Source organism: Pseudomonas sp. Yb2C2, from assembly GCF_052112325.1.
GTDB lineage: Bacteria > Pseudomonadota > Gammaproteobacteria > Pseudomonadales > Pseudomonadaceae > Aquipseudomonas > Aquipseudomonas marginalis.
Map to the genome: position 1 here is coordinate 63,476 of NZ_JAVAJK010000021.1, position 23,742 is coordinate 87,217.

General features: G+C 57.9%; 20 protein-coding genes and 2 pseudogenes. 13 read left to right on the top strand and 9 right to left on the bottom strand.

The window, feature by feature from the left end; translation table 11 throughout:
• Positions 1-124: 124 nt before the first annotated feature.
• From Q8X51_RS25025 to Q8X51_RS25040, 4 genes and pseudogenes are all read left to right on the top strand, one after another.
• Positions 125-484: a response regulator gene (locus tag Q8X51_RS25025; protein ID WP_065927544.1), complete on the top strand. Its 360-nt coding sequence runs from the start codon at positions 125-127 to the stop codon at positions 482-484.
• Complete coding sequence (locus Q8X51_RS25030) at positions 484-1,095, top strand: chemotaxis protein CheC (RefSeq protein WP_315872424.1); 612 nt, start codon at positions 484-486, stop codon at positions 1,093-1,095. The genes Q8X51_RS25025 and Q8X51_RS25030 overlap by 1 nt, the downstream gene beginning before the upstream one ends.
• Positions 1,096-1,107: 12 nt before the next feature.
• Positions 1,108-2,436: an ATP-binding protein gene (locus tag Q8X51_RS25035; RefSeq protein WP_065927545.1), complete on the top strand. Its 1,329-nt coding sequence runs from the start codon at positions 1,108-1,110 to the stop codon at positions 2,434-2,436.
• Positions 2,437-2,438: 2 nt separating this feature from the next.
• A pseudogene (locus tag Q8X51_RS25040) lies at positions 2,439-2,822 on the top strand (response regulator); the annotation flags it as partial.
• A 97-nt stretch (positions 2,823-2,919) separates the two neighbouring features.
• Here Q8X51_RS25040 and Q8X51_RS25045 read toward each other — a convergent pair.
• Positions 2,920-3,279, bottom strand: a complete 360-nt coding sequence (locus tag Q8X51_RS25045; RefSeq protein WP_027605843.1) for a winged helix-turn-helix transcriptional regulator — start codon at positions 3,277-3,279, stop codon at positions 2,920-2,922.
• A 99-nt stretch (positions 3,280-3,378) separates the two neighbouring features.
• Between Q8X51_RS25045 and Q8X51_RS25050 the strand changes: the two genes are divergently transcribed.
• Positions 3,379-4,128 (top strand): SDR family NAD(P)-dependent oxidoreductase, encoded by a 750-nt coding sequence (locus Q8X51_RS25050; RefSeq protein WP_065927547.1) that lies wholly within the window; start codon positions 3,379-3,381, stop codon positions 4,126-4,128.
• Between the two features lie 260 nt (positions 4,129-4,388).
• Here Q8X51_RS25050 and solA read toward each other — a convergent pair whose 3' ends face one another.
• Positions 4,389-5,573 (bottom strand): N-methyl-L-tryptophan oxidase, encoded by a 1,185-nt coding sequence (gene solA, locus Q8X51_RS25055; RefSeq protein ID WP_407694218.1) that lies wholly within the window; start codon positions 5,571-5,573, stop codon positions 4,389-4,391.
• A gap of 276 nt (positions 5,574-5,849) precedes the next feature.
• On the opposite strand from solA, the gene Q8X51_RS25060 reads away from it, so the two are divergent.
• Positions 5,850-7,631: a sensor domain-containing phosphodiesterase gene (locus Q8X51_RS25060; protein ID WP_315872423.1), complete on the top strand. Its 1,782-nt coding sequence runs from the start codon at positions 5,850-5,852 to the stop codon at positions 7,629-7,631.
• On the opposite strand, the gene Q8X51_RS25065 is transcribed toward Q8X51_RS25060, so the two are convergent.
• The 4 genes from Q8X51_RS25065 to Q8X51_RS25080 form a co-directional block, all read right to left on the bottom strand.
• Complete coding sequence (locus tag Q8X51_RS25065; protein WP_315872422.1) at positions 7,584-8,261, bottom strand: dTMP kinase; 678 nt, start codon at positions 8,259-8,261, stop codon at positions 7,584-7,586. The genes Q8X51_RS25060 and Q8X51_RS25065 overlap by 48 nt on opposite strands.
• Positions 8,262-8,439: 178 nt before the next feature.
• The gene (locus tag Q8X51_RS25070; RefSeq protein ID WP_407694219.1) at positions 8,440-9,807 is read right to left on the bottom strand and encodes a glutamine synthetase family protein; all 1,368 of its coding nucleotides are present in this window, start codon (positions 9,805-9,807) and stop codon (positions 8,440-8,442) included.
• A gap of 56 nt (positions 9,808-9,863) precedes the next feature.
• Positions 9,864-11,264 (bottom strand): aspartate aminotransferase family protein, encoded by a 1,401-nt coding sequence (locus tag Q8X51_RS25075; protein ID WP_407694220.1) that lies wholly within the window; start codon positions 11,262-11,264, stop codon positions 9,864-9,866.
• A 211-nt stretch (positions 11,265-11,475) separates the two neighbouring features.
• On the bottom strand, positions 11,476-12,264 hold the full coding sequence (locus tag Q8X51_RS25080) for an SDR family NAD(P)-dependent oxidoreductase (RefSeq protein ID WP_407694221.1): 789 nt from the start codon (positions 12,262-12,264) through the stop codon (positions 11,476-11,478).
• 97 nt (positions 12,265-12,361) lie between these two features.
• On the opposite strand from Q8X51_RS25080, the gene Q8X51_RS25085 reads away from it, so the two are divergent.
• Entirely contained in the window at positions 12,362-13,267 is a 906-nt protein-coding gene (locus Q8X51_RS25085; protein ID WP_027605836.1) for a LysR family transcriptional regulator, read from the top strand.
• A 21-nt stretch (positions 13,268-13,288) separates the two neighbouring features.
• Here the strand turns inward: Q8X51_RS25085 and Q8X51_RS25090 are convergent, their stop codons facing one another.
• Entirely contained in the window at positions 13,289-14,179 is an 891-nt protein-coding gene (locus Q8X51_RS25090; RefSeq protein ID WP_027605835.1) for a LysR family transcriptional regulator, read from the bottom strand.
• Positions 14,180-14,344: 165 nt separating this feature from the next.
• Here Q8X51_RS25090 and Q8X51_RS25095 point away from each other — a divergent pair, with 165 nt between their 5' ends.
• The 6 genes and pseudogenes from Q8X51_RS25095 (at position 14,345) to Q8X51_RS25120 (ending at position 21,300) form a co-directional block, all read left to right on the top strand.
• Entirely contained in the window at positions 14,345-15,427 is a 1,083-nt protein-coding gene (locus Q8X51_RS25095; protein WP_065927553.1) for a 4-oxalomesaconate tautomerase, read from the top strand.
• Between the two features lie 44 nt (positions 15,428-15,471).
• Entirely contained in the window at positions 15,472-16,785 is a 1,314-nt protein-coding gene (locus tag Q8X51_RS25100; RefSeq protein ID WP_065927554.1) for a dicarboxylate/amino acid:cation symporter, read from the top strand.
• A gap of 135 nt (positions 16,786-16,920) precedes the next feature.
• On the top strand, positions 16,921-18,225 hold the full coding sequence (locus tag Q8X51_RS25105) for a CitMHS family transporter (protein WP_065927555.1): 1,305 nt from the start codon (positions 16,921-16,923) through the stop codon (positions 18,223-18,225).
• 100 nt (positions 18,226-18,325) lie between these two features.
• Positions 18,326-19,570 (top strand): OprD family porin, encoded by a 1,245-nt coding sequence (locus Q8X51_RS25110; RefSeq protein WP_407694325.1) that lies wholly within the window; start codon positions 18,326-18,328, stop codon positions 19,568-19,570.
• Positions 19,571-19,653: 83 nt separating this feature from the next.
• Positions 19,654-20,442: pseudogene (locus Q8X51_RS25115) on the top strand (cache domain-containing protein); the annotation flags it as partial.
• A 102-nt stretch (positions 20,443-20,544) separates the two neighbouring features.
• Positions 20,545-21,300 (top strand): methyl-accepting chemotaxis protein, encoded by a 756-nt coding sequence (locus tag Q8X51_RS25120; RefSeq protein ID WP_370671279.1) that lies wholly within the window; start codon positions 20,545-20,547, stop codon positions 21,298-21,300.
• Positions 21,301-21,334: 34 nt separating this feature from the next.
• Here the strand turns inward: Q8X51_RS25120 and Q8X51_RS25125 are convergent, their stop codons facing one another.
• Together Q8X51_RS25125 and Q8X51_RS25130 are read right to left on the bottom strand one after the other, a co-directional pair.
• A complete protein-coding gene (locus Q8X51_RS25125; RefSeq protein ID WP_065927558.1) occupies positions 21,335-22,660 on the bottom strand; it encodes an LLM class flavin-dependent oxidoreductase in 1,326 nt (441 codons plus the stop codon).
• A gap of 22 nt (positions 22,661-22,682) precedes the next feature.
• Entirely contained in the window at positions 22,683-23,639 is a 957-nt protein-coding gene (locus tag Q8X51_RS25130) for an ABC transporter substrate-binding protein (RefSeq protein WP_065927559.1), read from the bottom strand.
• Positions 23,640-23,742: the final 103 nt, after the last annotated feature.

The following is a 23,742-nucleotide window of genomic DNA, read 5'->3' on the forward strand; positions in this document are numbered from 1 at the left end:
TATCCGGATTTCTTCATGGCTCTTTGCTATATGTCACGCTAGAGTGATTGGAAGATTCAATGAAGTCTTGATTTCTCCGGCCTCGGCCGAGGCCGCAGGACACTTCATACCTGTGGAGTGCACCATGAAAGTTCTAATCGCCGATGATTCATCCATGTCCCGCAAGATGGTCTTGCGTTCCCTGCCGGAATCACTGACCGAAGATGTTCGCCAGGCCTGCAACGGTGCCGAGGTGATGGAGGCTTACCACGCCGGTTTGGTCGACCTGCTTTTTCTCGACCTCACCATGCCCGTCATGGATGGCTTCCAGACCCTGGAGGCACTCAAGCGCGAAGACGCCAACGTGGTCGTCGTGGTGATCAGTGCAGACATCCAACCCCTGGCCAGGCAACGGGTATTCGACCTGGGCGCTGCTGCCTTTGTAGCCAAGCCGGTTACGGCTGAAGCTGTAGTCAATGCCTTGCACGTCATAGGAGTGCTTTGATGGAAACCTTGGCCGCACTCACCGAAGACCAACGTGATGCCCTGCAGGAACTGATGAACATCGCCATGGGACAGGCGGCCGAGCGACTGGCGCTGCTGACCGATACCATGGTGACGCTTTCGGTTCCCTTTATTCACCCGCTGATCCGGGAACAGAATCACCTGTTGATTCCGGAGCATCTGCGTCGGAGCTTCATGATCGTCACCCGCCAGTCTTTTCTGGGTGAGCTACGCGGCGAAGTGTTCGTGTGCTTTGGCTCCAAGGGGGCCGATGAACTGGCCGAACTGCTGGGCTACAAGGGCAGCGGCCTGGAGCAGCAGCACGAGTTGATGCTTGATGTCACCAACATCCTGACCGGCGCCTGCATCAGTGGCCTGGCACGGCAGGTGGCGACTCAGGTGAGTTATGACGCACCGTCCATTCTCGTCCACACCGAACATGCGGCGAATGCACTGGAGGAATTGAACCTGAATGAACACCTGGCGATGGTGCTGGAAATCCGTTTCGAGGTTCAGGCTCATCAGTTCTCCTGCGACTTGTTGATCTGCATCACTGAACGTACGGCTGGGGTTGTCGTTCGGGCCATCGATCGTTTGCTGGACGAACTTTGAAGGGATCTCTTCATGACAGACATCAAGGCAATTTCCCGGGAAACCCTTGAGTCGATGCTCAAGGCCATCAACATGGGCGTATTGCTGGTCGACCAGGACTGCAAGGTGCTGTTCTCTAACCATTTCATGTCCATCAACAGTGGCCGCAGCGCGGAAGAACTGGTCGGCCGTACGTTGTTCGAAGCCTTTCCGGAGCTGCCGGAGGCCTGGACCCGGCAGAAGATCAACAGCGTCATCACCCTGCAAAACTTTGCGTTCACGTCATGGCAGCAGCGGCCGCACCTGTTCAATTTCGAGAGTACCCGGCCCATCAGTGGCATGGTCCGGCACATGTATCAGAACTGCACCTTTTTCCCGGTGCAAGACGCCGATGGCAGCAATCTTGGCGTGGGCCTGGCCATCAGTGACACGACCGATACCGCTGCCCGTCAACTTGAGCTGACGCACCTTAACAAGTTGCTGGAAGAAGAGAAGGGCGCCCAGGCGCTGCTGATCGCGCGGCTCGAAGACGCACAGGCGCAGTTGCTGCAGTCCGAGAAAATGGCGGCGATAGGGCAACTTGCTGCAGGCGTGGCCCACGAGATCAATAACCCGATCGGGTTTGTCGGCTCCAACGTCAACAGCCTGCGTCGTTACCTGGTGGACATCTTCGCGCTGCTCGAAGCCCATGAGCAGGCGACCGACGACAGGCATGCCAGCGCTCATCCCGAGCTTGCGGTGATGCGGGACAAGATGGATTACACCTTCATGCGCCAGGACATCGACGACCTGCTGGCCGAGTCGGTCGACGGCCTTGACCGGGTCACTCGCATCGTCAAGGACCTGCGCGAGTTCTCCCACGTCGACAGTTACGAATGGCAGTTGGCCGACCTGCACAAGGGGCTCGACAGTACCCTCAACGTTATCTGGAACGAGATCAAGTTCAAGGCTCAGGTGATCAAGTGCTACGGCGATGTCGAGCCCATCGAATGCATGGGTTCACAGATCAACCAGGTCTTCCTGAACTTGCTCATCAATGCAAGCCATGCCGTGGGCGCCGACGGCGAAATCACCATCAGCAGCGGCAGGGAGGACGGTGGAGTCTTCGTCGAAATCGCCGACAACGGCCATGGCATTCCCCTTGAAATCCAGAACCGGATATTCGAACCGTTCTTCACAACCAAGCCGGTGGGCATGGGGTCGGGCCTTGGCCTGTCGTTGTCGTACAGCATCATGGTCAAGCACCATGGACGCCTCACCGTCGACAGTGAGCCGGGCAGGGGGAGTCGCTTCCGCGTCTGGTTACCCTTACGCCAGCCGGTAATTGAGGCTGTCTCTACCTGCGCCGTTGAAGGACGCTGATCATGGATACGTTGCCTTCCTGCGAAAAACGACACACCGTCATGCTGGTGGATGATGAGGAAAGTATCCTCAACAGCCTTCGGCGCCTGCTGCGCGCAAAGCCTTACGACTTGCTGCTGGCCACGAGCGGGGCCCAGGCGCTGAGCCTTTTCGAACAACACGCGGTCGACCTGATCGTCTGCGACGCGCGCATGCCGTTCATGGACGGGCCGACCTTGCTGCGCGAGGTGCATAGGCGCGATCCGCACTGCGTGAATATCCTGCTGACCGGCTACGCCGATATGAGCATGATCACGCAGGCAATCAACGATGGGTATGTGTTCCGTTACATCAGCAAGCCCTGGAATGATGAAGAGCTCAAGCTCACTCTCGATCAGGCTCTGGAAATGAAGAGTGCTCGTTGAGCGTAACCCGGCGAATTCGTCGCCAAGCCTATAACTCAACTAAATAGTCATTTAGTTGAGTTGGCTATCGGGGCAGGGCTCAGGCCTGGGCGAGGGCGCTGATACGCCGTTCGCTGATGCGTTCGACGGTGTCCATATGTTCGGTGCCCCACACGCACAACGCGCCCAGCGCAGTGGCCAGTGACTGCCCGAAGGGTGTCAGGGAATACTCGACCTTGGGCGGGATCTCCTGGAAGTCGATCCGCGCGATGATTTCGTCGCGTTCCAATTCCTTGAGTTGCTGGATCAACACCTTGTCGGTCACGCCGCCAATCGCACGCCTTAACTCGCCATACCGATGAACATGTCGCGCCAGGTTATACAGGACCAGCGGTTTCCATTTGCCGCCAATCACCGCCAGGGCAGCCTCGAGCCCGCAATTGAAGGTGTTGTTCGCCATGTGATGGGTGCTCCAAAGGGGTACTTACTAAAAGGTGCATACTATTCAAAAGAATAGTCTGGATCTAGAGTTGGGCCTCAACATTCTTCGGAGTTAACCATGAGCAGGCTCGACGGGAAAATTGCAGTGATCACCGGTGGCAACAGTGGTATTGGCCTGGCAACCGCCATTCGCTTTGCAGCGGAAGGTGCACAGGTGGTGATTGTGGGACGCAGGCAGGAAGAACTGGACAAGGCGCTGGGCCTGATCGGGCCTACAGCGATCGCCATTCAAGGGGATATCTCGAGGCTGGACGACCTGGAGCGCATTTTCACCCACATCAAAAGCGTCAAAGGTCGCGTTGACGTGCTGTTCGCCAATGCAGGCCTGGGGGATTTCCAGCCGCTCGGGTCGATCACCGAAGAGTCGTTCGATCGCACGTTCGGCATCAACGTCAAAGGCACACTGTTCACCGTGCAAACAGCGCTGCCACTGATGCACGCCGGCGGTTCGGTGATCCTCACAGGTTCGACCACCGGCACCATGGGCACACCGGCATTCAGCGTGTACAGCGCCACGAAAGCCGCATTGCGTAATTTCGCCAGGAGCTGGGCGCTGGATTTGAAAGGCAGCGGTATTCGCGTCAATGTACTTTCACCGGGACCAATCTCGACACCGGGCCTTGACCTGGCGCTTTCAAGTACCGGCCAGAAGGATGCAATCATTGACGACATGACGGCGCAGTTGCCACTGGGCCGTATCGGCCAACCGGAAGAAGTTGCGGCGGCGGCATTGTTCCTGGCGTCGGACGACAGCAGTTTCATGACCGGCAGCGAAATGTTCGTGGATGGAGGGTTCGCTCAGGTTTGAACCAGAGAGGGGTTTTGCCTGTTGGAATCTGACGGGCACTGCCCCTCATTACGTAACATTGTATTACGCATAATGTATATTATGTTAAATCATGTGTCAGGCTCAGCCACTTCCAGCTCTCGTCGCCTACTTATGAACATACTTCTCAGTGAATCAAGATTCATGGGGTGTGTTCCCGGAACGCTTACGTACTCGGCACCGTGAATCCGGCTTCACGTCGCGGACTTCACCCTTAATTTCATGCAGCCACTGGATGTAACTCAGGTATCGCCATGATAGCGCTCGAAGCGTTTAAGGGAGAAAGACGAGAGATCCAAGTCGGTCGAACCGCGTATGCACCACTGTGCAAACGCCTCGCCCAACGCGGCGGAATGTTTGAAGCCGTGACCGGAACAGGCGGACACCACCAAGGTGTGCTGCCACGACGGATGCTCATCGATAATGAAATGGCGATCCGGCGTCACGGTGTAGGCGCAGACAGCAGACTTGACCACGTTCGAGGTCACACCGACGATGCGGCCGCGCACCTGGTGCTCATACATGTCCCGCTCTTCCGCCGACGAGACCGTACGATCCATTGTTTGCGGCAACGAAGTAGTGTGGTATTGCGCGGTGGCGATTTTCAGGCTGCCCTCGCCGTGTAATGCGGGAAAGCCGTAGTTGATTTTGTCGTCGCCACGGCCGTGAGTGAGGATAAACGTCGGTGAGTGATCCACCCACTCGGCGCCCTCCTCCAGCCCGAACCAGAACAGCTTCTGCCGGTAGACGCTGAGCAGGCTGTCAAACGGCTCGCCCAGCAAACCGCCGCTCCAGTTGCCGGCGCTAATCACAAGCTTGTTTGCAAAGAGCGTGCGCAGATTCGTAGTGACATGGACTCCCTGCTCATTCGAGCTAATCCCTGTGACGGTTTCGCCTTTGTAGAGGATTGCTCCGTGTTGCTCGGCCAACTTGAGCTGCACATCAATGCAACGTTCAGGACGTACAAAACCTCCACCTGGCTCGAAATAGCCGATGGCAGTGTCGTGGACGTTGGCAAATTGTGGAAAGCGCTGGCGAATCTGTTCGGCGGATAAAACGTCGTGCTCGATGCCATAGGCCTGTGCTAGGCCGATGGTGCGCAATGTGAAGTCGGTTTTATCGTTGGGGTCAAACTCGGGACTCGAAGTCAGAACCAATAGACCCGACTGTTCGAACAGCGACTCCCCTGACAATTGCTCAAGCTCACGCCAGATGCGGTGGGAATTGCGCACAATGGGAACGTACTGCGCGCCCTCACCCACCGAAAGCCGGGTAATACGCGTATCGCCATGGCTGGAGCCCAGGTTGTGAGGTGGGTGATGGCGGTCGATACCCACAACATTCGCACCCGCCTTCGCCAACTGATACACCGTAGCGGCCCCCATGGCCCCCAACCCCAATACCACTACATCACACCGCTCGGACATCAACGCTCACCTGTCAAAAAGAAGCCAGTTGAAAGTGAAACCGGTTAAGAATCAACGACTAAAAGAGCATATGCATATTATCAACCGAGCATCACCGGCCGCTCTGTTGCTGCAATACTAGGCAGTGCTGAGTCCAAACACGCGCCTCTCCCGGCAACACAGGAGAGGCCGCCTGCCTGCATACCGCTGAGCTATCAGAGGAATAGAAAAAACAACATCATAATGATGGCACTGTCTGATACCGTGCACATAAACACAGCCACTCCGAGGATTGTCATGGGCGCAGGCGCTCCTATTCCGCCGAATGAAATTGAACGGCTTAAAGAGGTCGCGAAATTTTGTCCAGCTGACAGCGAGTACGATACTGTCTTCGATAAAATCGTCGAGATGGCTTCTGCTTACTTCAACGCACCCATAGCGCTGATCTCGATCGTCGATGAGCATCAGCAATGGTTCAAGGCGCGCGTAGGGCTTAAAGAGACGCAGACACCACGAGAAGTGTCCTTCTGCGCTTACTCGACGCTGGATAACGCCCCGCTGGAGGTATTGGACGCGACGCTTGATCCCCGTTTTAAAGACAATTCCCTGGTAACGGGGCCTCCGTATATTCGTTATTACACGGGCACCCCACTGATTACCGAAGAGGGTTTTACGCTGGGAAGCCTGTGCATCATTGATACAGTCTCACGCGCCGCTATGAGTGAGCGTGATAGTGCGATGCTCAGCGGTTTTGCTGAACTGGTGATGATGCGCATCCACAGCATGCGCGCTCGAAACTTCGTCGACCAACCCACAGGGTTATTTAATCGACTCCGGTTTGAGGAGGATATACGCCAAGCGCTCAAGACCCACAGCGCGTGCCAAGCGTATGCGGTTGACATCATCTCGCCAAAGTTCCTCAACGATATCGTGAAGGCGCTGGGTTACAGCTTTGCCACGGACTTGGTCCTGGCAATCAAAGCGCGCCTACAAAAGCTATTACCGCCACAGTGTCTACTTTATAAAATTAGCCCGACGCGGTTTGGTTTTCTCCTTGAGGAGGATCAAACGGCCGAGCACATTTGTGAAAACATCCTCAAGGACTTCAAAAAGCCTGTCGAATGCCACGCCATCCCCATACTCATGCAAGTCGGGATTGGCGTCCTGCCTATTCATAGCTCAGGGCTCCAGCAAGACTGGCTTCGCCTGGTGGTCAGCGCTGCGGATGAGGCGCGTGACCGCAGGCTGGGATGGTCGCGCTATGAACCCCATTTTGATGCGGCTCAACAACGCGCGTTCATGTTGTTGAGTTCGTTGCCGGAGGCGGTCAGCGCCGACAAACAGTTCAGCCTGGTGTACCAGCCAAAAATCAAACTGCCCTCAGGATGGTGTCATTCAGTAGAAGCACTATTACGTTGGACACATCCTTTACTGGGGCCCATCAGCCCTGCTGAATTCATACCCTTGGCTGAAAAAACCGCACTCATACCCTCTGTTGGATTGTGGGTGCTCAACGCAATCATCCGGCAAGCGGTTATTTGGAAAGCGCAAGGTGTGCGCCTGCGGATAGCGATGAACATTACCGTCAGCGATCTTGAAAGCGCCGAATTCGTCGACGCGATGATCCATGAGATTCAACAGCACGGCCTGGACCCCGCTGGCTTTGAACTTGAGTTTACCGAAAGCATGCTCATGACCAACCCTGAAGAAGTCATCCGGCAACTGGAGCGTGTCCGTAAGTTTGGCGTAGAGGTTGCTGTTGATGACTTTGGCACCGGCTACAGCAACTGGGCTTATTTGAAGGAGCTCCCGGCTAATACCGTCAAGCTTGACCAATCTCTGATCAGCGGGCTGGGCAGCAATCAAAATGACAAGCAACTGGTTAAAACCCTGATCGGACTGGCTAAGGGGCTCGGCTACCAGGTGGTTGCAGAAGGCGTAGAAAATCAAGAAATCCTGGACCTGTTAATACAGTGGGGATGTTCCGAAGCACAGGGTTATTTGATAGCCAAGCCTATGAGCGCCGAGGCATTAGAAGCCTGGATAGCACAAGGAGTCGATGGAGGTCGGGGCCGGTAGAATGACTGCCGGGGACGCGCAAGCAAGGACTCTATAGATCGCGGACACCACCTGCATCGTTGCGTCTTCGATCGTGCCTTCATTACGGCATACAACCCAACCCTGATCTGCAATCGCTCGCTCGAATGCCTGGGTACACGCGCTATGTTCTTCCAGCTTATGGATCACCGTGCTGCTCAGCCCACGCCGTCGCGCAGCTGCCCTCGCCCATGAAATCTCAGGGGCGGTGACAATCCCGACATGCAGGTCTGGCACTCGCACGTTTCGATCAATGTTCAATTGCAGGATCTCTGCAAACGGAATTATCCGGCGAAACGCGGCATCCGACGGGTACCAGCGATCGATCAGGATGATGCTGCCTGGTGGCTGTTTAGCCAGCACCTGCCGGGAAATCCAGGCACGGCTGTCAGCAAAGCGTTCACACACCCGCAACTCCAGCTCCCGGGAGGGACTTCTGACGAGCTGGTTAACAAGCGCCATTGTTCCCTCCCGGTAGGGATCACTTTTTCTCTCGCAAAGCCGGATCACCTTTTTGTTGTCTGCCCTCAGTGCTTTCGTAACGGCCTCCAACAGCGTGGTTTTGCCGGTGCCCTTGGGCCCATCCAGAGAAACAAACAGCGGACGATTCATTCTTCACTTAACAATTGATATAACGTTTTTTTGCCCTGTCCGGACGCTGGAACCGCTTAGTGCGACTACGCGAAGGCCCTTATGAACAGAAAGTGATGAACACTCTACCCTTGTTTCGCCTCACGGGTCCCAAATCCACGCTGACAACCGCTGATGAGCATCGGTTATCGCCCATCAGTCATGCGTGAGTGAGGTACCAGCGCCAGTCCTGCTCCCCGACCTCAGCGTTGAAGTGACGGAACTCGCGCCATTTGATCGCCAGATACACCTTTAGGAATTCGGCGCCCAGCGCCTCGCGTGCCCACGTTGAATCCTGCAAGGCCTGCAACGCGGTCAGCCAGTCGGTGGGCAGGAAATCCGCTGCCTGTTCATACCCATTTCCCTCGATCGCGGCACCAGGATCGCTTTGATGGGTGATACCGAGGTGAATCCCCGCCAGTAATGCGGCGGCGGCAAGATACGGGTTGGCGTCGGCCCCGCAAATGCGGTGTTCGATATGTCGACTTAGTGCAGGGCCGCCGGGCACGCGGAACGACACCGTACGATTGTTGACGCCCCAACTTTTGGCCAACGGCGCGTAACTGCCGGTCTGGAACCGGCGATATGAATTGGCATGGGGGCAAAATATCGCCAGTGAGTCAAACAAGGTCGCCATCATCCCGCCAATTGAGTGACGCAACAGTGGCGTACCCTGTGGGTCTTCGCTCGCATACAGGTTGTTACCCTCCTCGTCGGCCAGGCTGACGTGCAAATGCATGCCACTCCCGGCCTGGTCACTGAACGGCTTGGCCATGAAGCACGCTTGTAGCCCATGTTTGTTGGCGACACCTTTGACCAGGCGTTTGTAGCGTACGCCTTCATCAATAGCCTGGAGTGCGTCGAAACGATGTTCCAGGGTCAACTCGACTTGGCCTGGAGCGTACTCGGAGATGGCTGTGCGTACGGGCAGGCCTTGTAGCGCGCACGCAGCGTAGAGGTCATCAAGAAAAGGTTGCAGCTGTTCTAACTCGTATAGGCCATACACCTGCGGTGCCTGGGGACGGACGCCGTTGGTCTGCAGCGCTGGCTGCGGCCGACCGTTGGCATCGCGTTGCTGGTCCAGCAAGTAAAACTCCAGTTCAACGGCCATTACCGGGTGGAAACCATCGGCTTTGAGTCGGTCAATGACATGCACCAGTACGTGTCGCGGGTCGGCCGGTGCGGCGGGAATACCTTGGGTCGGGTGCATGCTCACCTGCACCTGACCGGTGGGGTTGGTGCGCCAGGGTTGCAAGGTCAGGCTTCCCGCCAAGGGGTATGTCCAACAATCGGCATCGGCGACATCCCAGACCAGGCCTGTGTCTTCGACGTCTTCACCCTGCACGGTCAAGGCGAGAATGGAGCTTGGCAGCGGCCGACCGTTTGCGTAGATCGCCAACAGTTCGTCGCGATGCAGCAACTTTCCTCGCGGAACACCATTCGCGTCAATAAGGAACAACTCGATGCTCAGCACTTCAGGGTGGGCGGCCAGATAATCTTCGGCCTCTTTTTTATCAGCAAATTGCATATCAAACCTCTCGGCGCTTATTTAAGCGACTGGACAGTATTCAAGAACAATGGAACTTATGAAGAGATAACCCGCGCTCCAGGTAGGGCAAGCAGCGTGGTCAGCGCGTTATCCAACTCACCGATCAGCCTGTCGACATCCCCTTCACTTGTTTGCGGACAGCACAGGGTCATGTTGTGAAAAGGCGTGATCAGGATCCCGCGATTGATCAGATAGAGGTGCAGCGCCATTTGAAGGCTGTCATGAAAAGCCGCCTCGGCTTGCGCACCTGTTCTTGGCGGTGTGGCACAGAATTGAAATTCACAACGAGCCCCCAACTCGGTTACCGACCAGTTCAATTGGTGCCGCTTGAACAACGCTCGAAATCCCTGGGCCAGTCTTGAGGCCAGGGGCAACATGTGCTGGTACGCAGACTCGGTCATGACCTCTTCGAGACTGACGCGCATGCAGCGCATCGCCAGTGCGTTGGCGGACAAGGTCGTTCCCATGCCACTGTGGCCATGCCCGCCGCTCTCTTCGCTGATGCTTTTCTGCGCATCGTGCATGGCCAACGCAACGTGCTCGGTCATGCCAAAGACTGCGCAAGGCACGCCACCGGCGATGGGTTTCCCCACTACGAAAAAGTCGGGCTTCAAATCCCATTGGCGCGTGCATCCACCGATGCCGGTAGAAATAGTGTGGGTCTCATCAATGACCAACAGGCTGCCGTATTTTCGCGTCAGCTCGCGGCACTGTTGCATGAACCCCGGATCGGGCAGGACCATGCCTATATTGGTCATCGCCGGCTCGCACATCAGCGCGCACACGTCGCCCTGAGCTAAAGCAGCCTCCAGTGCAGCAACATCGTTGAAGGGAATGGATCGACTGTATTGGGTCAAGTCGTAGGCTTGCCCCACCAGGCCCGAACGGTGCACGGTCTTGCCCTCTCGGTACCGGACCATCACGTCATCCACGGTGCCGTGATAACAGCCGTCGAACACCAGTAGAACATTGCGCTGGGTGATAGCGCGCGCCCAGCGCAGCACATAACGATTGGCGTCGGTAGCGTTGGCGGTAACTTGCCAATAAGGCAGCTCAAACCGCTGGGCCAGCAACTCTGCGCAGACCACCGCATCTTCGCCGGGCAGCATCGTGGTCAAGCCATTGTTCGCCTGCTCGGCTATGGCGCGGGCGATAGGATCAGGTGAATGGCCAAACATCGTGCCGGTGTCGCCGAGGCAAAAGTCTATGTAGTCATGACCGTCGACGTCGGTGAAGCGGGCACCTTTGGCACGCTGGACAAAGAGCGGCGAAGGCATCGACCAATCGCTCATCCAGTGCATGGGCACACCGTTGAACAGCGCCGCCTTGGCACGCTTGGCCAGCGCCATCGACGTTGGGTTGTTTTCTATAAACCGGGCACGCTCGGCTGCGGTAAAGGCAGCAATCGCTGATTCACAAACTCCACTGTTCGACATGATTAGAACCCTTTATTAAGTATCACATTAGTTAAACTTCATCGCCGTATAGATAAGCCACACTCCATCATTCTCCAGGTGCAGCATCAGCTCCCGAATATTGGGTGAAGATCGCTCCGCAAACTTATAACGTGGGCGTTGGCTTTAACTATTTACATTGCCGGCTGACATATAGCCTTGATATACCGCGCAGATATTCATTCAAACGTCATTAACCGGAGTGAGGGGCTTTATTCTCGACCAGGCAATTACCGCCATCGACCACGATAACTTCACCGGTGATGTAACTGGATTCTGGAGACGCCAGAAATGCAACCGCCGCCGCCACCTCGTGGGGACTGCCCGCCCGCCCGATCGGGGTAAAGCGCCCCGCCTCTGCTTCAACCGGTGTGGTTGAGCCCGTGGTGATCCATCCGGGCGCCACGCTGTTGACGGTAATCCCGTGCTTGGCGACTTCAAGTGCCAGTCCCATGTTCATGCCCACCATCGCGGCTTTGGCAGCGCTATAAGCGGCTTCGCCCGGATTGCTCCCGCGGGTGCCCGTGGTGGAACTGATATTGACAATGCGCCCGTAATTTCGCGCCCTCATACCGGGCAAAACAGCCCGCGTCAGAAGAAAAGCGGTGGTTAAGTTTCTGGCCAGTGAAAGATTCCACTCATGCAGTTCCATGCTCGCCAATTCCGAGAAAACCTCAGGGCTGCCTTGCATGGCCATGCCGGCATTATTCACCAGAATATCGACCCGTCCCCAGACCGACACCGCCCAGAGGCCGAATTCACGCACCTGACGTTCATCGGTGAGGTCAACTGCCCTGCCCTCAACTTCAAACCCTTCTGCGAGCAGCTCTTTAACGCGTTCCTCGATGCGGCGGCTACTGGCGGTGATGATCAATCTCGCACCCGCTGCACCTAGCCTGCGAGCGATCGCCATGCCAATACCCGCTTCACTGCCGGCACCACTGACAAGTGCCACATGCTCCCTCAAATCAGTATTTAACATGGTGTTCCCCACGTACTTAATTTGGAATAGAAGTGGAAATTAGGCTAATAAACCTGATAAATAAAGACGATCATCATCAGAAAATCTGACAACTGCCATGGCGTTCACCAGTGAGTCACTGAAAGTTTTCCTTGCGGTTGTCGACAGCGGCTCCTTCTCTGCCGCCGCACGCAAATTGGGGCGGGTACCCTCGGCCATCAACATGGCGGTGTCGCAGCTTGAAGCCGAGCTGGATTTATTGCTTTTTGACCGATCAACCCGCAAAGCCATTCCTACGGCAGCCGCCAAAGCGCTGGAGCCCCAGGCTCGACAGGTCGCCAGCCAGTTAAACTTGCTGGACGCCCATGCGCTCCAGCTTCATCAGGGGTTGGAGGAGCGCTTGGTCCTTGCGATGGCGCCGGAGTTGCAGACAGGCGTATGGAATCGTCCGCTGTCCATTATCGCCAGGGAGTTTCCCACGCTTGAAATCGAGATTCGCTCCGCGTCCCATCCGGAGGCGATGCGCATGCTCCATGAAGGGCGTGTGCAATTGGCCCTTGGATTTGAACGACCAGGGCTTGACGAGCGGGAGACGTTTCTTGAAGCGGGGAGCCAATTGTTGGTAGCCGTTGCCTCTCCGGATCATCCTGCGGCCGCCGGCAAGAAAAGCCCCTTGAGTGAAGAGCAACTGGTCAACGTCCGGCAGATCATCGTGGCTACTGGAGGGCCTACAGACTCTGATCCACGTGTTGTGCTGTCACGGCGGATTTGGCACAGCGACAATTACCTGGCAACGCTGGATCTGGTCCAGCAAGGATTGGGCTGGGCTTATCTTCCACAGCCGTTGGTACAACCTCTGATCAGTTCGGGCGCATTGACGGAGGTGGTGTTTGACAACATGCCGAGTCAGATGCGGCTATGGGTCGATATCATCTGGGTAAAGAACCGTCCCCTGGGGCTGGCAGCGAGTCGCTACCTGAGCCTGATGCGCAAGATTGTCGAGGACGAGCCGCGGCGTGTTTGAGAAAAAAACCAGCCGTATGGCTCATTGAGGCCACTGCTCAAGCAGTATCGAGACGAATTTTTCCGCCGCCGGCGAAAGCGATGCTCCCCGGCGGTAAACCAAGCCCAAGGAGCGGTTCACAACCGGCTCGATCAACGGGACGCTGACCAAGGTTGGATGATCTTCAGCCGGCATGGCCAGGCTCGGCATCGCCGAAACCCCCAGGCCGGCCTCCACCAGGCCCAGCGAAGTCGAGAGGTGCTGGACCTCGTAGAACCATTGCGGCCGCCAACTCAGGCCAGACAGCGCGTGATCGAGCAACATGCGGTTGCCGCTCAGGCGCCCTACCCCGATCAGGCGGTAATCGCTCAATTCGGACCAGGTGACCGAACTGCGTCCAGCCAACTCATGATCACGCCTGCACGCCAATACGAAAGGCTCGCTGACCAGGGGCACGAACTCAATGTCTGGATGCTGCCCACTCATCATGTTGATCCCGAAGTCGGCCTCCCCCCGCAGCACCGCTTCAAGCCCCTCATTGGCACTCAAATCCAGCAGGCGGATGCGGATTTTTGGGTAGCGCTCGTTATACAGACGAATGACTGACGGCAAGAAATAGAAAGCCGCAGTAGGGATACACGCCAGGGTTACCCGGCCAATCTGGCGTTCGGCCAGCTCACGGATATTGAGAATCGACTCATCGAAGTCATCCAGCAACCGACGTGCCTTTGGAAGAAAGTCACGACCGACACTCGTGAGGCTGACCTTACGCGTGGTGCGATCCAGCAACGAGGTGCCCAACCCCTCTTCCAGTTTTTTAATTCGGCGACTGAGTGCCGGTTGAGACAGGTGCAAGGCATCGGCTGCTTCGTGAAAACTGCCAAGTTCAGCGATTTTCACGAAGGATCGAATGTCATTCAGCTCATATTCCATGTCTTATCTCACCCGCACAAGGCGTCAAAAGGAAACTCAGCGTAAATTTATCATTCGCAAAACGCAATAATCTCTTCAATCTTTGCATTTGAAACATTTTTTAAAGCTTGAGACTCTTGCTCCAAGAACATCAATTACACCGATTGATCAACAAGAGTCAGTATCATGCAAAGAATTCCCTGTGTGCTGATGCGCGGCGGCACCTCGAAAGGTCCGGTTTTTCTCGACTGGGATTTGCCCGCCGCCGTTGAGGCCCGTGACGAACTGCTGCTCAACCTGATGGGCTCCGGTCATGAACTGGAGATCGACGGCATCGGCGGTGGCAGCCCGCAAACCAGCAAGGTTGCGATTGTCAGCCCTTCGCTGCACCCGGATGCGGACGTTGATTACCTGTTCGTTCAAGTGATGGTTTCACAACGCAGGGTCGACAGCGCACCCAACTGCGGCAACATGCTGTGCGCGGTGGGCCCGTTCGCCGTCGAGCAGGGTCTGGTCAAAGGCACCCCGGAGCGCACCCGTGTGCGCATTCGCAACCTAAACACCGGCACCTTTATTCACTCCGACGTGTACACGCCGGATGGCAAAGTCAGTTACGAGGGCGATACCGCCATTGATGGCGTGCCCGGTACGGCGGCACCGGTGCAACTGACGTTCCTCGACGCAGCCGGCAGCAAGACAGGCAAGCTCTTTCCCACCGGTAACACGCAGGACGTGATCGATGGCATTGCGGTGACCTGTATCGACATGGCAATGCCCATGGTGCTTGTCGAAGCCAGCCAACTGGGCAAGCGTGGCGATGAGAGCCCGGCGGAACTGGACGCCGATAAGGAATTCCTGCGACGCCTTGAGACGCTGCGGCTTCAGGCCGGCCTGGCCATGGGCCTGGGCGATGTCAGCGACAAAGTGATTCCCAAGCCGGTACTGGTTTCGCCCGCGAAAGCGGGGGGCACGCTCCAGGTTCGTTACTTCATGCCGCACAACTGCCACCGCGCGCTCGCCATTACGGGCTCGATTGGTTTGGCCACTGCGTGTGTGATCGAAGGCAGCATCGTCGCGCAGATGCTCGGCGGGATCAGTACGCCGCGCCTAGAAGCGGTGCGTATCGAACACCCGAGCGGCGGGATTGATGTCGTATTGTCCTACACCGGCGTCAACGGTGAGACAATTCAGGCTTCAGTCGTACGCACCGCCCGCAGGCTTTTCTCCGGCTACGTCTACGCCACTGACTCGCAGCGCCTTGCCGGATAAATTCCGATAGTCGTTGGCATTTTTGCATCCGCACAATTCTAAAAATGGGTGATGCCATGAAAGTTGTTAAATCGCTCTACTTCCAGATCCTCTGCGCCGTGGCGCTCGGCATCGTGGTCGGGCATTTCTGGGCCCAGCAGGCCATTGCACTCAAGCCCCTGGGTGACGCGTTCATCAAACTGATCAAGATGATGATTGCGCCCGTGGTGTTCTGCACCATCGTCACCGGCATCGCAGGGATGAGCGACAAGCGCTCCCTCGGGCGCCTGCTGGGCAAAACCATGCTGTTGTTCTTCGTCCTCACGGTGATCAGCCTGGTGATTGGCCTGGTCGCGGTGTACGTGTTCCAGCCGGGCGCCGGCATGAACATCGATCCCAGCCAGCTGAGCACCAAAGGATTGGCCCAGTACACGGAGTCGGCCGCAAAGCTTGGGGTGGTGGAGTTTTTCATGCACATCATTCCCGAGACGTTTATCGGCGCCTTCAGTAAAGGTGAAGTGTTGCCGGTGCTGTTTATCGCGGTGTTGTCCGGCTTTGCCTTGTCGTCGCTGGGCGAGCGTGGCAAACCGGTACTCGACGTGCTCGAATCCGCCTCGCAAATGGTCTTCAAGATCTTTTCCTACCTGATGCGTTTTGCACCGGTCGGCGCTTTCGGGGCCTTGGCGTTCACTGTCGGCCAGTACGGCATCACCTCGCTGGGTTCGCTGGCGAAGTTGATCATGACCTTGTACATCGCCTGCGGCTTTTTCGTCTTCGTGGTACTGGGCAGCATTTGCCGCGCCAACGGTTTCAGCCTGTGGAAGCTGCTGCGCTACTTTCGGGAAGAGTTCCTGGTGGTACTCGGCACCTCCTCCACGGAACCGGTGATGCCGCGCATGCTGGAGAAACTCGAGGCACTGGGCTGCAAAAAAGGCGTCGTCGGCCTGGTGCTGCCCACCGGCTACTCGTTCAACCTGGACGGCACGGCCATCTACCTGTCGTTGGCGGCGATTTTCATTGCCCAGGCCTGCAACATTGATCTGAGCCTGACGCAGATCATCACCATGCTGGCGATCATGCTGCTGTCCTCCAAAGGCGCCGCCGGGGTTACCGGCAGCGGGTTCGTGGCACTGGCCTCGACCCTGACGGTCATTCACGACATCCCATTGGCCGGCCTGGCATTGCTGATCGGTGTTGACCGCTTCATGTCTGAAGCCCGCGCCCTGACCAGCCTGGCCAGTAACGCGGTAGCGACGGTGGTGATTTCGATGTCTGAAAATGCCTGCCACCGCGAAACGCTGAACCGGATGCTCGACGCAAAATCTTCTGCCGCACCGGGAAAAGCCTGGGACGACCTGAAGGACGCCAAACGCGTCTAGAGACAACTGGATAACGCTTCCCCCCTGACTTGACTGCCCCCCCCTCCCCGCCAGGCGCGTTGTGCCGCCCGGCGGGTCAGGGCGCGTGCGCCTCGGCGTCAGCCATTTTTACGATAACAACAAGAGAATCGTCCTATGCTCGCTTTCCTTGGCTTGGCCATGGTGGTCGTATTCACCTATCTCATCATGACAAAGCGTTTGTCGCCCATCGTCGCGCTCACCGTGGTTCCCATCGTCTTCGCGGTGATCGGCGGCTTTGGCGGCACCACCGGCAAGATGATGCTCGACGGCCTGAAAATGGTCGCCCCGTCTGCCGCGTTGCTGCTGTTTGCGATCCTGTTCTTCGGCCTGATGATCGACGCAGGCCTGTTCGACCCGCTGATCCGCAAAATCCTGAAGAGGGTCAATGGCGACCCGATGAAGATCGCCGTAGGCACGGCCCTGCTGTCGTTGCTGGTAGCGCTCGACGGCGACGGCACAACGACCTACATGATCACCTGCGCCGCAATGCTGCCGCTGTATAAACGCATCGGCATGAACCCGATGATCCTGGCGACCCTCTCCATGCTGTCGCTGAGCATCATGAGTGGCATGACGCCCTGGGGCGGCCCCGCGACACGGGCTATTGCCGCGCTGGGCCTGGATGCCGGCGAGTACTTCGTGCCGTTGCTGCCGACCATGATCGGCGGTGCCCTGTGGGTGATCTTCACGGCCTTCATACTGGGTCGCGCAGAGCGCAAGCGTATCGGCAACGTGCAACTGCAAAGCGGCGGCGGCGATTGCTACATCGATGCGATTCTCGAGGACACGCCCCACAAACGTCCGAAGCTGGCCTATGTCAATCTGGTGCTGGTGATCGCGGTGATGGTGGCACTGGTGATGGGGCTGATGCATTCCGCGATCCTGTTCCTGATCGGCTTCGTGCTCGCGCTGATGATCAACTACCCGCAATTGGACATTCAGAAAGAACGCATCCTGGCGCACTCGGGCAACGCCATGACCGTGGTGTTGCTGGTATTTGCCGCCGGGATCTTTGCCGGGATCTTTTCCGGTACAAAGATGGTGGATGCCCTGGCACAGACTCTTGTCGACTGGATCCCGCCATCCTGGGGCCACCTGTTTCCGTTGGTGGTTGCGATCACCAGCATGCCGCTGACCTTTGTACTGTCCAATGACGCCTACTATTTTGGCGTGGTGCCGATCCTGGCCAATGCCGCCGCCGCTTATGGCATCGACCCGGTCGAAATCGCCCGCGCCTCGATCCTGGGCCAGCCTGTTCACCTCATGAGTCCGCTGGTGGCCTCGACCCTGTTGCTGGTGGGCATGGTCGATCGCGATATCGGCGACTTCCAGAAGGCCACCGTCAAATGGGCCGTGCTGACTTCCCTGGTCGTTACCGCCCTGGCCTTGTTGACCGGGGCCATCAGCCTGTTCACCTGATCCACCCATAACCCCTGCTGCCTTCCAGCGCGCGTCACTCACGAGGCGCGTGCCGACCTGTACCCCAAATAACAACAACGAGTCATTTGCCATGAACCCTATGTATACCCGTCGAGCTTTGTTTTGCGCGTTAGGCCTGGTACCCGTCGCGGCGGCCAACGCCGAAGGTTTTATTGATGACAGCAAGCTCAAGCTGCAACTGCGCAATGTGTATTTCAACGAGAACTTTCGCGACGAGCACGGCTTGAGTGCGCGGGCCGCCAGAACGGCAAAAAGCGAACGCACCGAGTGGGCCCAGGGATTTCTGCTGGACTATCAGTCCGGATTTACTGCGGGCCCCCTCGGCTTCGGCGTGGACGCCCTGGGGCTCTATGGGGTAAAGCTCGATTCAGGGCGCGGGCGCAGTGGCACCGGGCTCATGCCGGTGCATGATGACGGGCGGGCGGCCGGCGAGTTTGCCAGCGCCGGCGCTACGGCAAAAGCCAGGTTCGCCAAAACCACTGTCAAGTACGGCACCTTGCTGCCCAAGACGCCGGTGTTGATTTACAACGATGCGCGCTTGTTGCCCCAGACCTACCAGGGCACCCAGGTCAGCAGCAGCGACATCGAGAACCTGACCGTGACCGGCGGGCATCTGGACCGTTTCAAACTGCGCGACTCCACCAACAGCGTGCCGATCGTGCCTGATGGCTACAGCGGGGAAAAATCCGGAGATTTCAACTACGCCGGGGCTGAGTACAAATGGGGCAAAAACCTGCGCTTGAGTTATTTCTACGGGGAACTCGAGCACTTCTACCGGCAAAACTTCGCCGGCATCCAGCACGACCTGCCGCTGGCCGGCGGCGTGCTGACCAGCGACCTGCGCTACTTCAACAGCGTTGATAGCGGCTCGGCCTACGCAGGCAAAATCGACAATGACATGTTCAGCGGCCAGTTGTCCTACGTGATCTCAGGCCATACCCTCGGTGGCGGCTACCAGGCCCTTCGCGGTGATGCCGGATTACCCTACATCAGCGGCGCGACCGTCTACTCGTTCAGTAATGCCGGCATCGGCAAATTCATTGAGGAGGACGAGAAGACCTGGATGCTCAACTATGGCTACAACTTCGCCGCCGTCGGCGTGCCCGGCCTGACCTTCTCAACGCGCTACCTGAGCGGCAATGACGGCAAGTCCACCACCGCAGTCAAGGAATGGGAGCGGGATACCGAGCTGGCTTACGTTGTGCAAGCCGGCACGTTCAAGGGCCTGGGCGTACGCATGCGCAACTATGTCTACCGCTCTGAGTTCTCCCGCGGCCGCGACAGTAATCGCCTCTACCTCACCTATGACATTGCCCTTTGGTAAGTCGACGATCGCGGCCCTTGCGGCCGCTTTCCTACAGATTCAGGTGAGGAACCCCACGCATGCTGTTTAAAAACAAAGTACTGATGCTGGTGCTGACTCCGGTGGTGCTGTTGTCCACGGTGCTGGCGCTGACAACGAGCACCACCTTGCTGTCGAGCGCCGAGCAGGAAGTCACGGCGACCCGGAAACGCCTGCTGGATGAAAGCCGGGAACGCTTGAAAGACTACGCCAACCTTGCCCGAACCTCGGTAGCGGAGCTGTATGCGCAGGCCGAGACGGGGGACACCGCAACGCGTGCGCTGGCGATCGCGCGACTGTCGAAAATGAAGTATGGGGACGACGGCTATTTTATCGGTTACGACAGTCAGGTCGTGCGCCTGTTTCGTGGTGACAGCAGTGAAGGCGTCGGCACCAACATGAGTGACCGCAAAGACAAGAACGGGATTTACCTGAATCGGGAAATGGTTGCCGCAGCGAAGAACGACAGCCACTTCGTCAACTATTCGGGGGCCCTGATCAATACGGATAAAGTCGCTCCCAAGCTGGCTTACAGCTTTTACCTGCCAGCTTGGGACATGGTCGTGGTCACCGCGATCAATCTCGACCGAATCGAAAGCCAGGTTGCCCAAGTACGAGGGGAAATCCATCAGCGTGTGCGCAGCCTGGTCTACGGGATAACCGTCATTGCCTTGATTGCGCTCGGGATCACCGGTGTGCTCGCAGTGTTAATGGTTAAAAGCAGCCTGCGTCCCCTCTCGCGGATTCGCGAGCACCTCGATGAGATCGCCGCGGGCGAAGGCGATCTGACACGGCGCTTACCCATCAGCCGCGACGAGTTCGGCCAGGTGGCCGTGTCGTTCAATGCCTTCGCCGATAAGATTCATGGGCTGGTCGGCCAGATCGTCGGCATTGCCAGAGAATTGAATACATCCGTGACCCAGGTGGCCGAACAGAGCAAATGCATCGATCAGGTCATGGAACAGCAACGCCAGGAAACCGATCAAGTCGCTGCAGCAATCAATCAGATGTCATCTGCGGCGCAAGAGGTCGCCAACAGTGCCCAGAGCGCTTCAGAGGCAGCGGGCGAAACCGATGTGCAGGCCCAGCACGCCAGGCAGGTCGTCAATGAAAGCATCACCCGGTTGGGAAGCCTGACCGAGGACCTGTCCGCGGGAGGCGCCTCGCTGAAAAGCCTGCAAGGCGATGTAGCAGGCATTGTCACGGTGCTGGATGTAATCCGCTCGATCGCCGAGCAAACCAACCTTCTCGCACTCAACGCCGCGATCGAAGCCGCCCGGGCCGGGGATGCAGGTCGCGGATTTGCCGTGGTTGCCGACGAAGTACGCGCGCTGGCAAGCCGGACGCAACTCAGCACCCAGGAAATTCAAGCGATGATCGAGCGCCTTGACCAGGCCACCACCAAGGTCGTCACTGCAATGAGTCACTCCGGCGCAGCAGGTCATGGCGCCAGCCTGCACGCGGGACAAGCCGGGCAGTCGCTGGGCAAGGCGGTCGAGTTGATCGTTACCATCAACACCATGAACGCGCACATCGCCAGCGCCGCGCAAGAGCAGACGTCGGTTGCCGAAGCCATCAATCGCAGCGTCCACCAGATAGCCCGCGCGATTGAAAACGTCGCAGACCAGACCCAAAGCGGCGTACACACGGTCGATGAGCTGTACGCCATCGGTCATCGCCTGGAAGGCCTGTTGAGGCAATTCAAGATTTAACCACTGTGTTTTCTGTGCGCCGGGCGTTGAGGCACTAACTGCGGCGCTCAAAGCGCGGAATCGGCAACCCCAGGCTTTCGCGCAAGGTCGTCCCTTCATACGCTTTGCGATAGACGCCACGCGCCTGCAATAACGGTATGACGTCTTGGGTAAAACGCTTGAATTGCTCGGGGTGCCCGATGTAGATGTTGAAGCCATCCACGGCGCGGGCCTCGAACCAGTCGGCCATTTTCTGCGCGACCGTGTCAGCTGTGCCGACGAATGCGCCGGGACGCAGTTGTCGACCAAACTCTACGGCCTGGCGCAGCGTGAAACCTTTCTCGCGCGCCTGATCGGCAATCCGTTTGGCCGCAGTAAAAAAGCTGCTGCGCGCAGACTCGAGGCTTGCCTGGGGAAACGGCGCATCGAGGTCGTACTGGCTGAAATCATGCCAGCCAAAGTTACGTCCAAATTCCTTCAGTGCGAGTTCAAAGCTGTGGTCGACCTGATGGTAGTGCTGCTCGATTTCACGGGCGTGCTCATCCGTGTCGCCGACGTAAATTTCAGCGCCAGGCATGACCAGTATCTGCTCCGGGTCGCGCCCCCTTTGTGCTGCCCTGCCCTTTATATCGCGGTAGAAAGCCTGGCCCTGCTCGATACTGGCGGCATGGGTAAAGATCACATCGGCGGTGGCGGCACCCAGCTCGCGCCCCTGCGGCGAATCACCGGCCTGGAATATCACCGGCTGGCCTTGGGGTGAGCGTTGGATGTTCAGCGGGCCGACCACCGAAAAGTGCTCGCCCTGGTGATTCAGGCGATGCAGTTTGCTCGGGTCGAGAAACTGCCCGGTCGCCCGGTCGCGCACGAAGGCATCTTCCTCGTAGGAGTTCCACAAGCCCTGCACAACCTGGACGTGTTCAGCCGCTCGGCCGTAGCGCGTGTCGTAATCGTAGTGTTCGTCCCGGCTGTAGTTGCCTGCCGTGCCGGCATCGCCGCTGGTCACCACGTTCCATCCCGCACGACCTTTGCTGATCAGGTCCAGTGAAGCCAGGCGCCGCGCAACGTTGTAGGGCGAGTTGTAAGAGGTGGTCAGCGTACCGACCAAGCCTATATGGCGTGTGCTCACAGCCAGTGCCGAGAGCAGCGTCAGCGGTTCCAGCCGATTCAGATAATGGGAGGGCGACCCCGGTGTGATGAACTGGCTGTCGACGATAAACATCAAGTCGAACAACGCCGCCTCGGCCTGACGCGCAATATCGATGTACCAATCGACGTTGACGCTGGCGTCGGCCGGTAATTGAGGATCGAGCCACAGGTTATGGCGACCCGGCCCGCCACTGCCCATCGTCAAGGCACCCAGTTTGAGCTGTCTGTTGGTCATGTCCAGAGTATTCCTTGACGCCTCACGGCTGGTTATCAGCGACGGCTGGCTGCAAGGACGCCGCGAATGACTGATCGAACAGATTGGCTGCCGGGTACGGTTTGACCAGCCCTTGGCCGGCAAAAAAGTCCACGGTTTTTTGCGCCTCTGCTGGCGACTGGGCAGTCACCGGCTCGACGGTGGTGCGCGCGCGGGCAAACCAGGCGCGCGCTATACCGGCGTCCGCACGCGTACGCCTGGCCCACGCATCGGCATAGGCGTCGGTGTTGGCCGGGGTTTGGCGAGCCCAGTCACGCGCCTTTTTCAGGCGCAGGAGAAAATCGCTGATCTGCACACGCTTGGCTTCGACGGCACGGGCGTTGGCTGCAATGAAGCTCTGGGCCGGAATCAATCCGTCAGCCGTCGCGAGCACCCGCGCACCTTGGCGTTCCTGCTGCGTAACGTAAGGTTCCCAGGTGGCGATAACGTCCACCGAACCGCCTTCCAACGCATGGGAGGCGTCCAGCGCGCTGAGGTAGCGCAACTCCAGTGAGTCTCGTGGCACGCCGGCTTTATCCAGCGCAGTCAACAGCAGTTGCTGGCTCCAGGAGCCTTTCCAGATGGCCGCACGTTTGCCCGCGAGATCCGCAAGGCTCCTGATCGGCGAATCCTTTTTCACCAGAATGGCCACGCCGTCGAGATTTTGCCGACTGACCGCAATCACTTTGATGGGCGCGCCTAATGCGCCCAGGAACAGCACGGGCGCATCACCCAGCAAGCCAATGTCCAGGCTGCCGACGTTGAGTGCTTCGGCAACCGGCGACCCGGCAGTGAACTGCTTCCATTCAAGGGTATAGGGTAGGTTTTCAAGCACCCCCGCCGCTTCCATCGCGGCCTGGGCGTTGTAGCTTTGGTCGCCCACCACCAGCGTTTGCGCATTCGCGGTCAGGCACAGCAATACGGCCGCCAACCCGGCCGCCAGTCTCGTCAGGTAACGCACGTTCGTCTCCAGATGCCTTGTCAGGCCGTTCAAGTCGATCCGCGCGTACGGTCTCGATAGTGTTCACAGGAATAATCTGCCCACACCATAAGGACCGGATCGG

Excerpts from the sequence above, each read along its gene's own strand:
- Q8X51_RS25110 (WP_407694325.1), top strand. The coding sequence starts at position 18,326 with ATGTATACCCGTCGAGCTTTGTTTTGCGCGTTAGGCCTGGTACCCGTC.
- Q8X51_RS25120 (WP_370671279.1), top strand. The coding sequence starts at position 20,545 with ATGGAACAGCAACGCCAGGAAACCGATCAAGTCGCTGCAGCAATCAAT.
- Q8X51_RS25125 (WP_065927558.1), bottom strand. The coding sequence starts at position 22,660 with ATGACCAACAGACAGCTCAAACTGGGTGCCTTGACGATGGGCAGTGGC.
- Q8X51_RS25025 (WP_065927544.1), top strand. The coding sequence starts at position 125 with ATGAAAGTTCTAATCGCCGATGATTCATCCATGTCCCGCAAGATGGTC.
- Q8X51_RS25100 (WP_065927554.1), top strand. The coding sequence starts at position 15,472 with ATGGGTGATGCCATGAAAGTTGTTAAATCGCTCTACTTCCAGATCCTC.
- Q8X51_RS25090 (WP_027605835.1), bottom strand. The coding sequence starts at position 14,179 with ATGGAATATGAGCTGAATGACATTCGATCCTTCGTGAAAATCGCTGAA.
- solA (WP_407694218.1), bottom strand. The coding sequence starts at position 5,573 with ATGTCCGAGCGGTGTGATGTAGTGGTATTGGGGTTGGGGGCCATGGGG.
- Q8X51_RS25095 (WP_065927553.1), top strand. The coding sequence starts at position 14,345 with ATGCAAAGAATTCCCTGTGTGCTGATGCGCGGCGGCACCTCGAAAGGT.
- Q8X51_RS25075 (WP_407694220.1), bottom strand. The coding sequence starts at position 11,264 with ATGTCGAACAGTGGAGTTTGTGAATCAGCGATTGCTGCCTTTACCGCA.
- Q8X51_RS25065 (WP_315872422.1), bottom strand. The coding sequence starts at position 8,261 with ATGAATCGTCCGCTGTTTGTTTCTCTGGATGGGCCCAAGGGCACCGGC.
- Q8X51_RS25035 (WP_065927545.1), top strand. The coding sequence starts at position 1,108 with ATGACAGACATCAAGGCAATTTCCCGGGAAACCCTTGAGTCGATGCTC.
- Q8X51_RS25105 (WP_065927555.1), top strand. The coding sequence starts at position 16,921 with ATGCTCGCTTTCCTTGGCTTGGCCATGGTGGTCGTATTCACCTATCTC.
- Q8X51_RS25080 (WP_407694221.1), bottom strand. The coding sequence starts at position 12,264 with ATGTTAAATACTGATTTGAGGGAGCATGTGGCACTTGTCAGTGGTGCC.
- Q8X51_RS25070 (WP_407694219.1), bottom strand. The coding sequence starts at position 9,807 with ATGCAATTTGCTGATAAAAAAGAGGCCGAAGATTATCTGGCCGCCCAC.
- Q8X51_RS25085 (WP_027605836.1), top strand. The coding sequence starts at position 12,362 with ATGGCGTTCACCAGTGAGTCACTGAAAGTTTTCCTTGCGGTTGTCGAC.
- Q8X51_RS25050 (WP_065927547.1), top strand. The coding sequence starts at position 3,379 with ATGAGCAGGCTCGACGGGAAAATTGCAGTGATCACCGGTGGCAACAGT.
- Q8X51_RS25060 (WP_315872423.1), top strand. The coding sequence starts at position 5,850 with ATGGGCGCAGGCGCTCCTATTCCGCCGAATGAAATTGAACGGCTTAAA.
- Q8X51_RS25030 (WP_315872424.1), top strand. The coding sequence starts at position 484 with ATGGAAACCTTGGCCGCACTCACCGAAGACCAACGTGATGCCCTGCAG.
- Q8X51_RS25045 (WP_027605843.1), bottom strand. The coding sequence starts at position 3,279 with ATGGCGAACAACACCTTCAATTGCGGGCTCGAGGCTGCCCTGGCGGTG.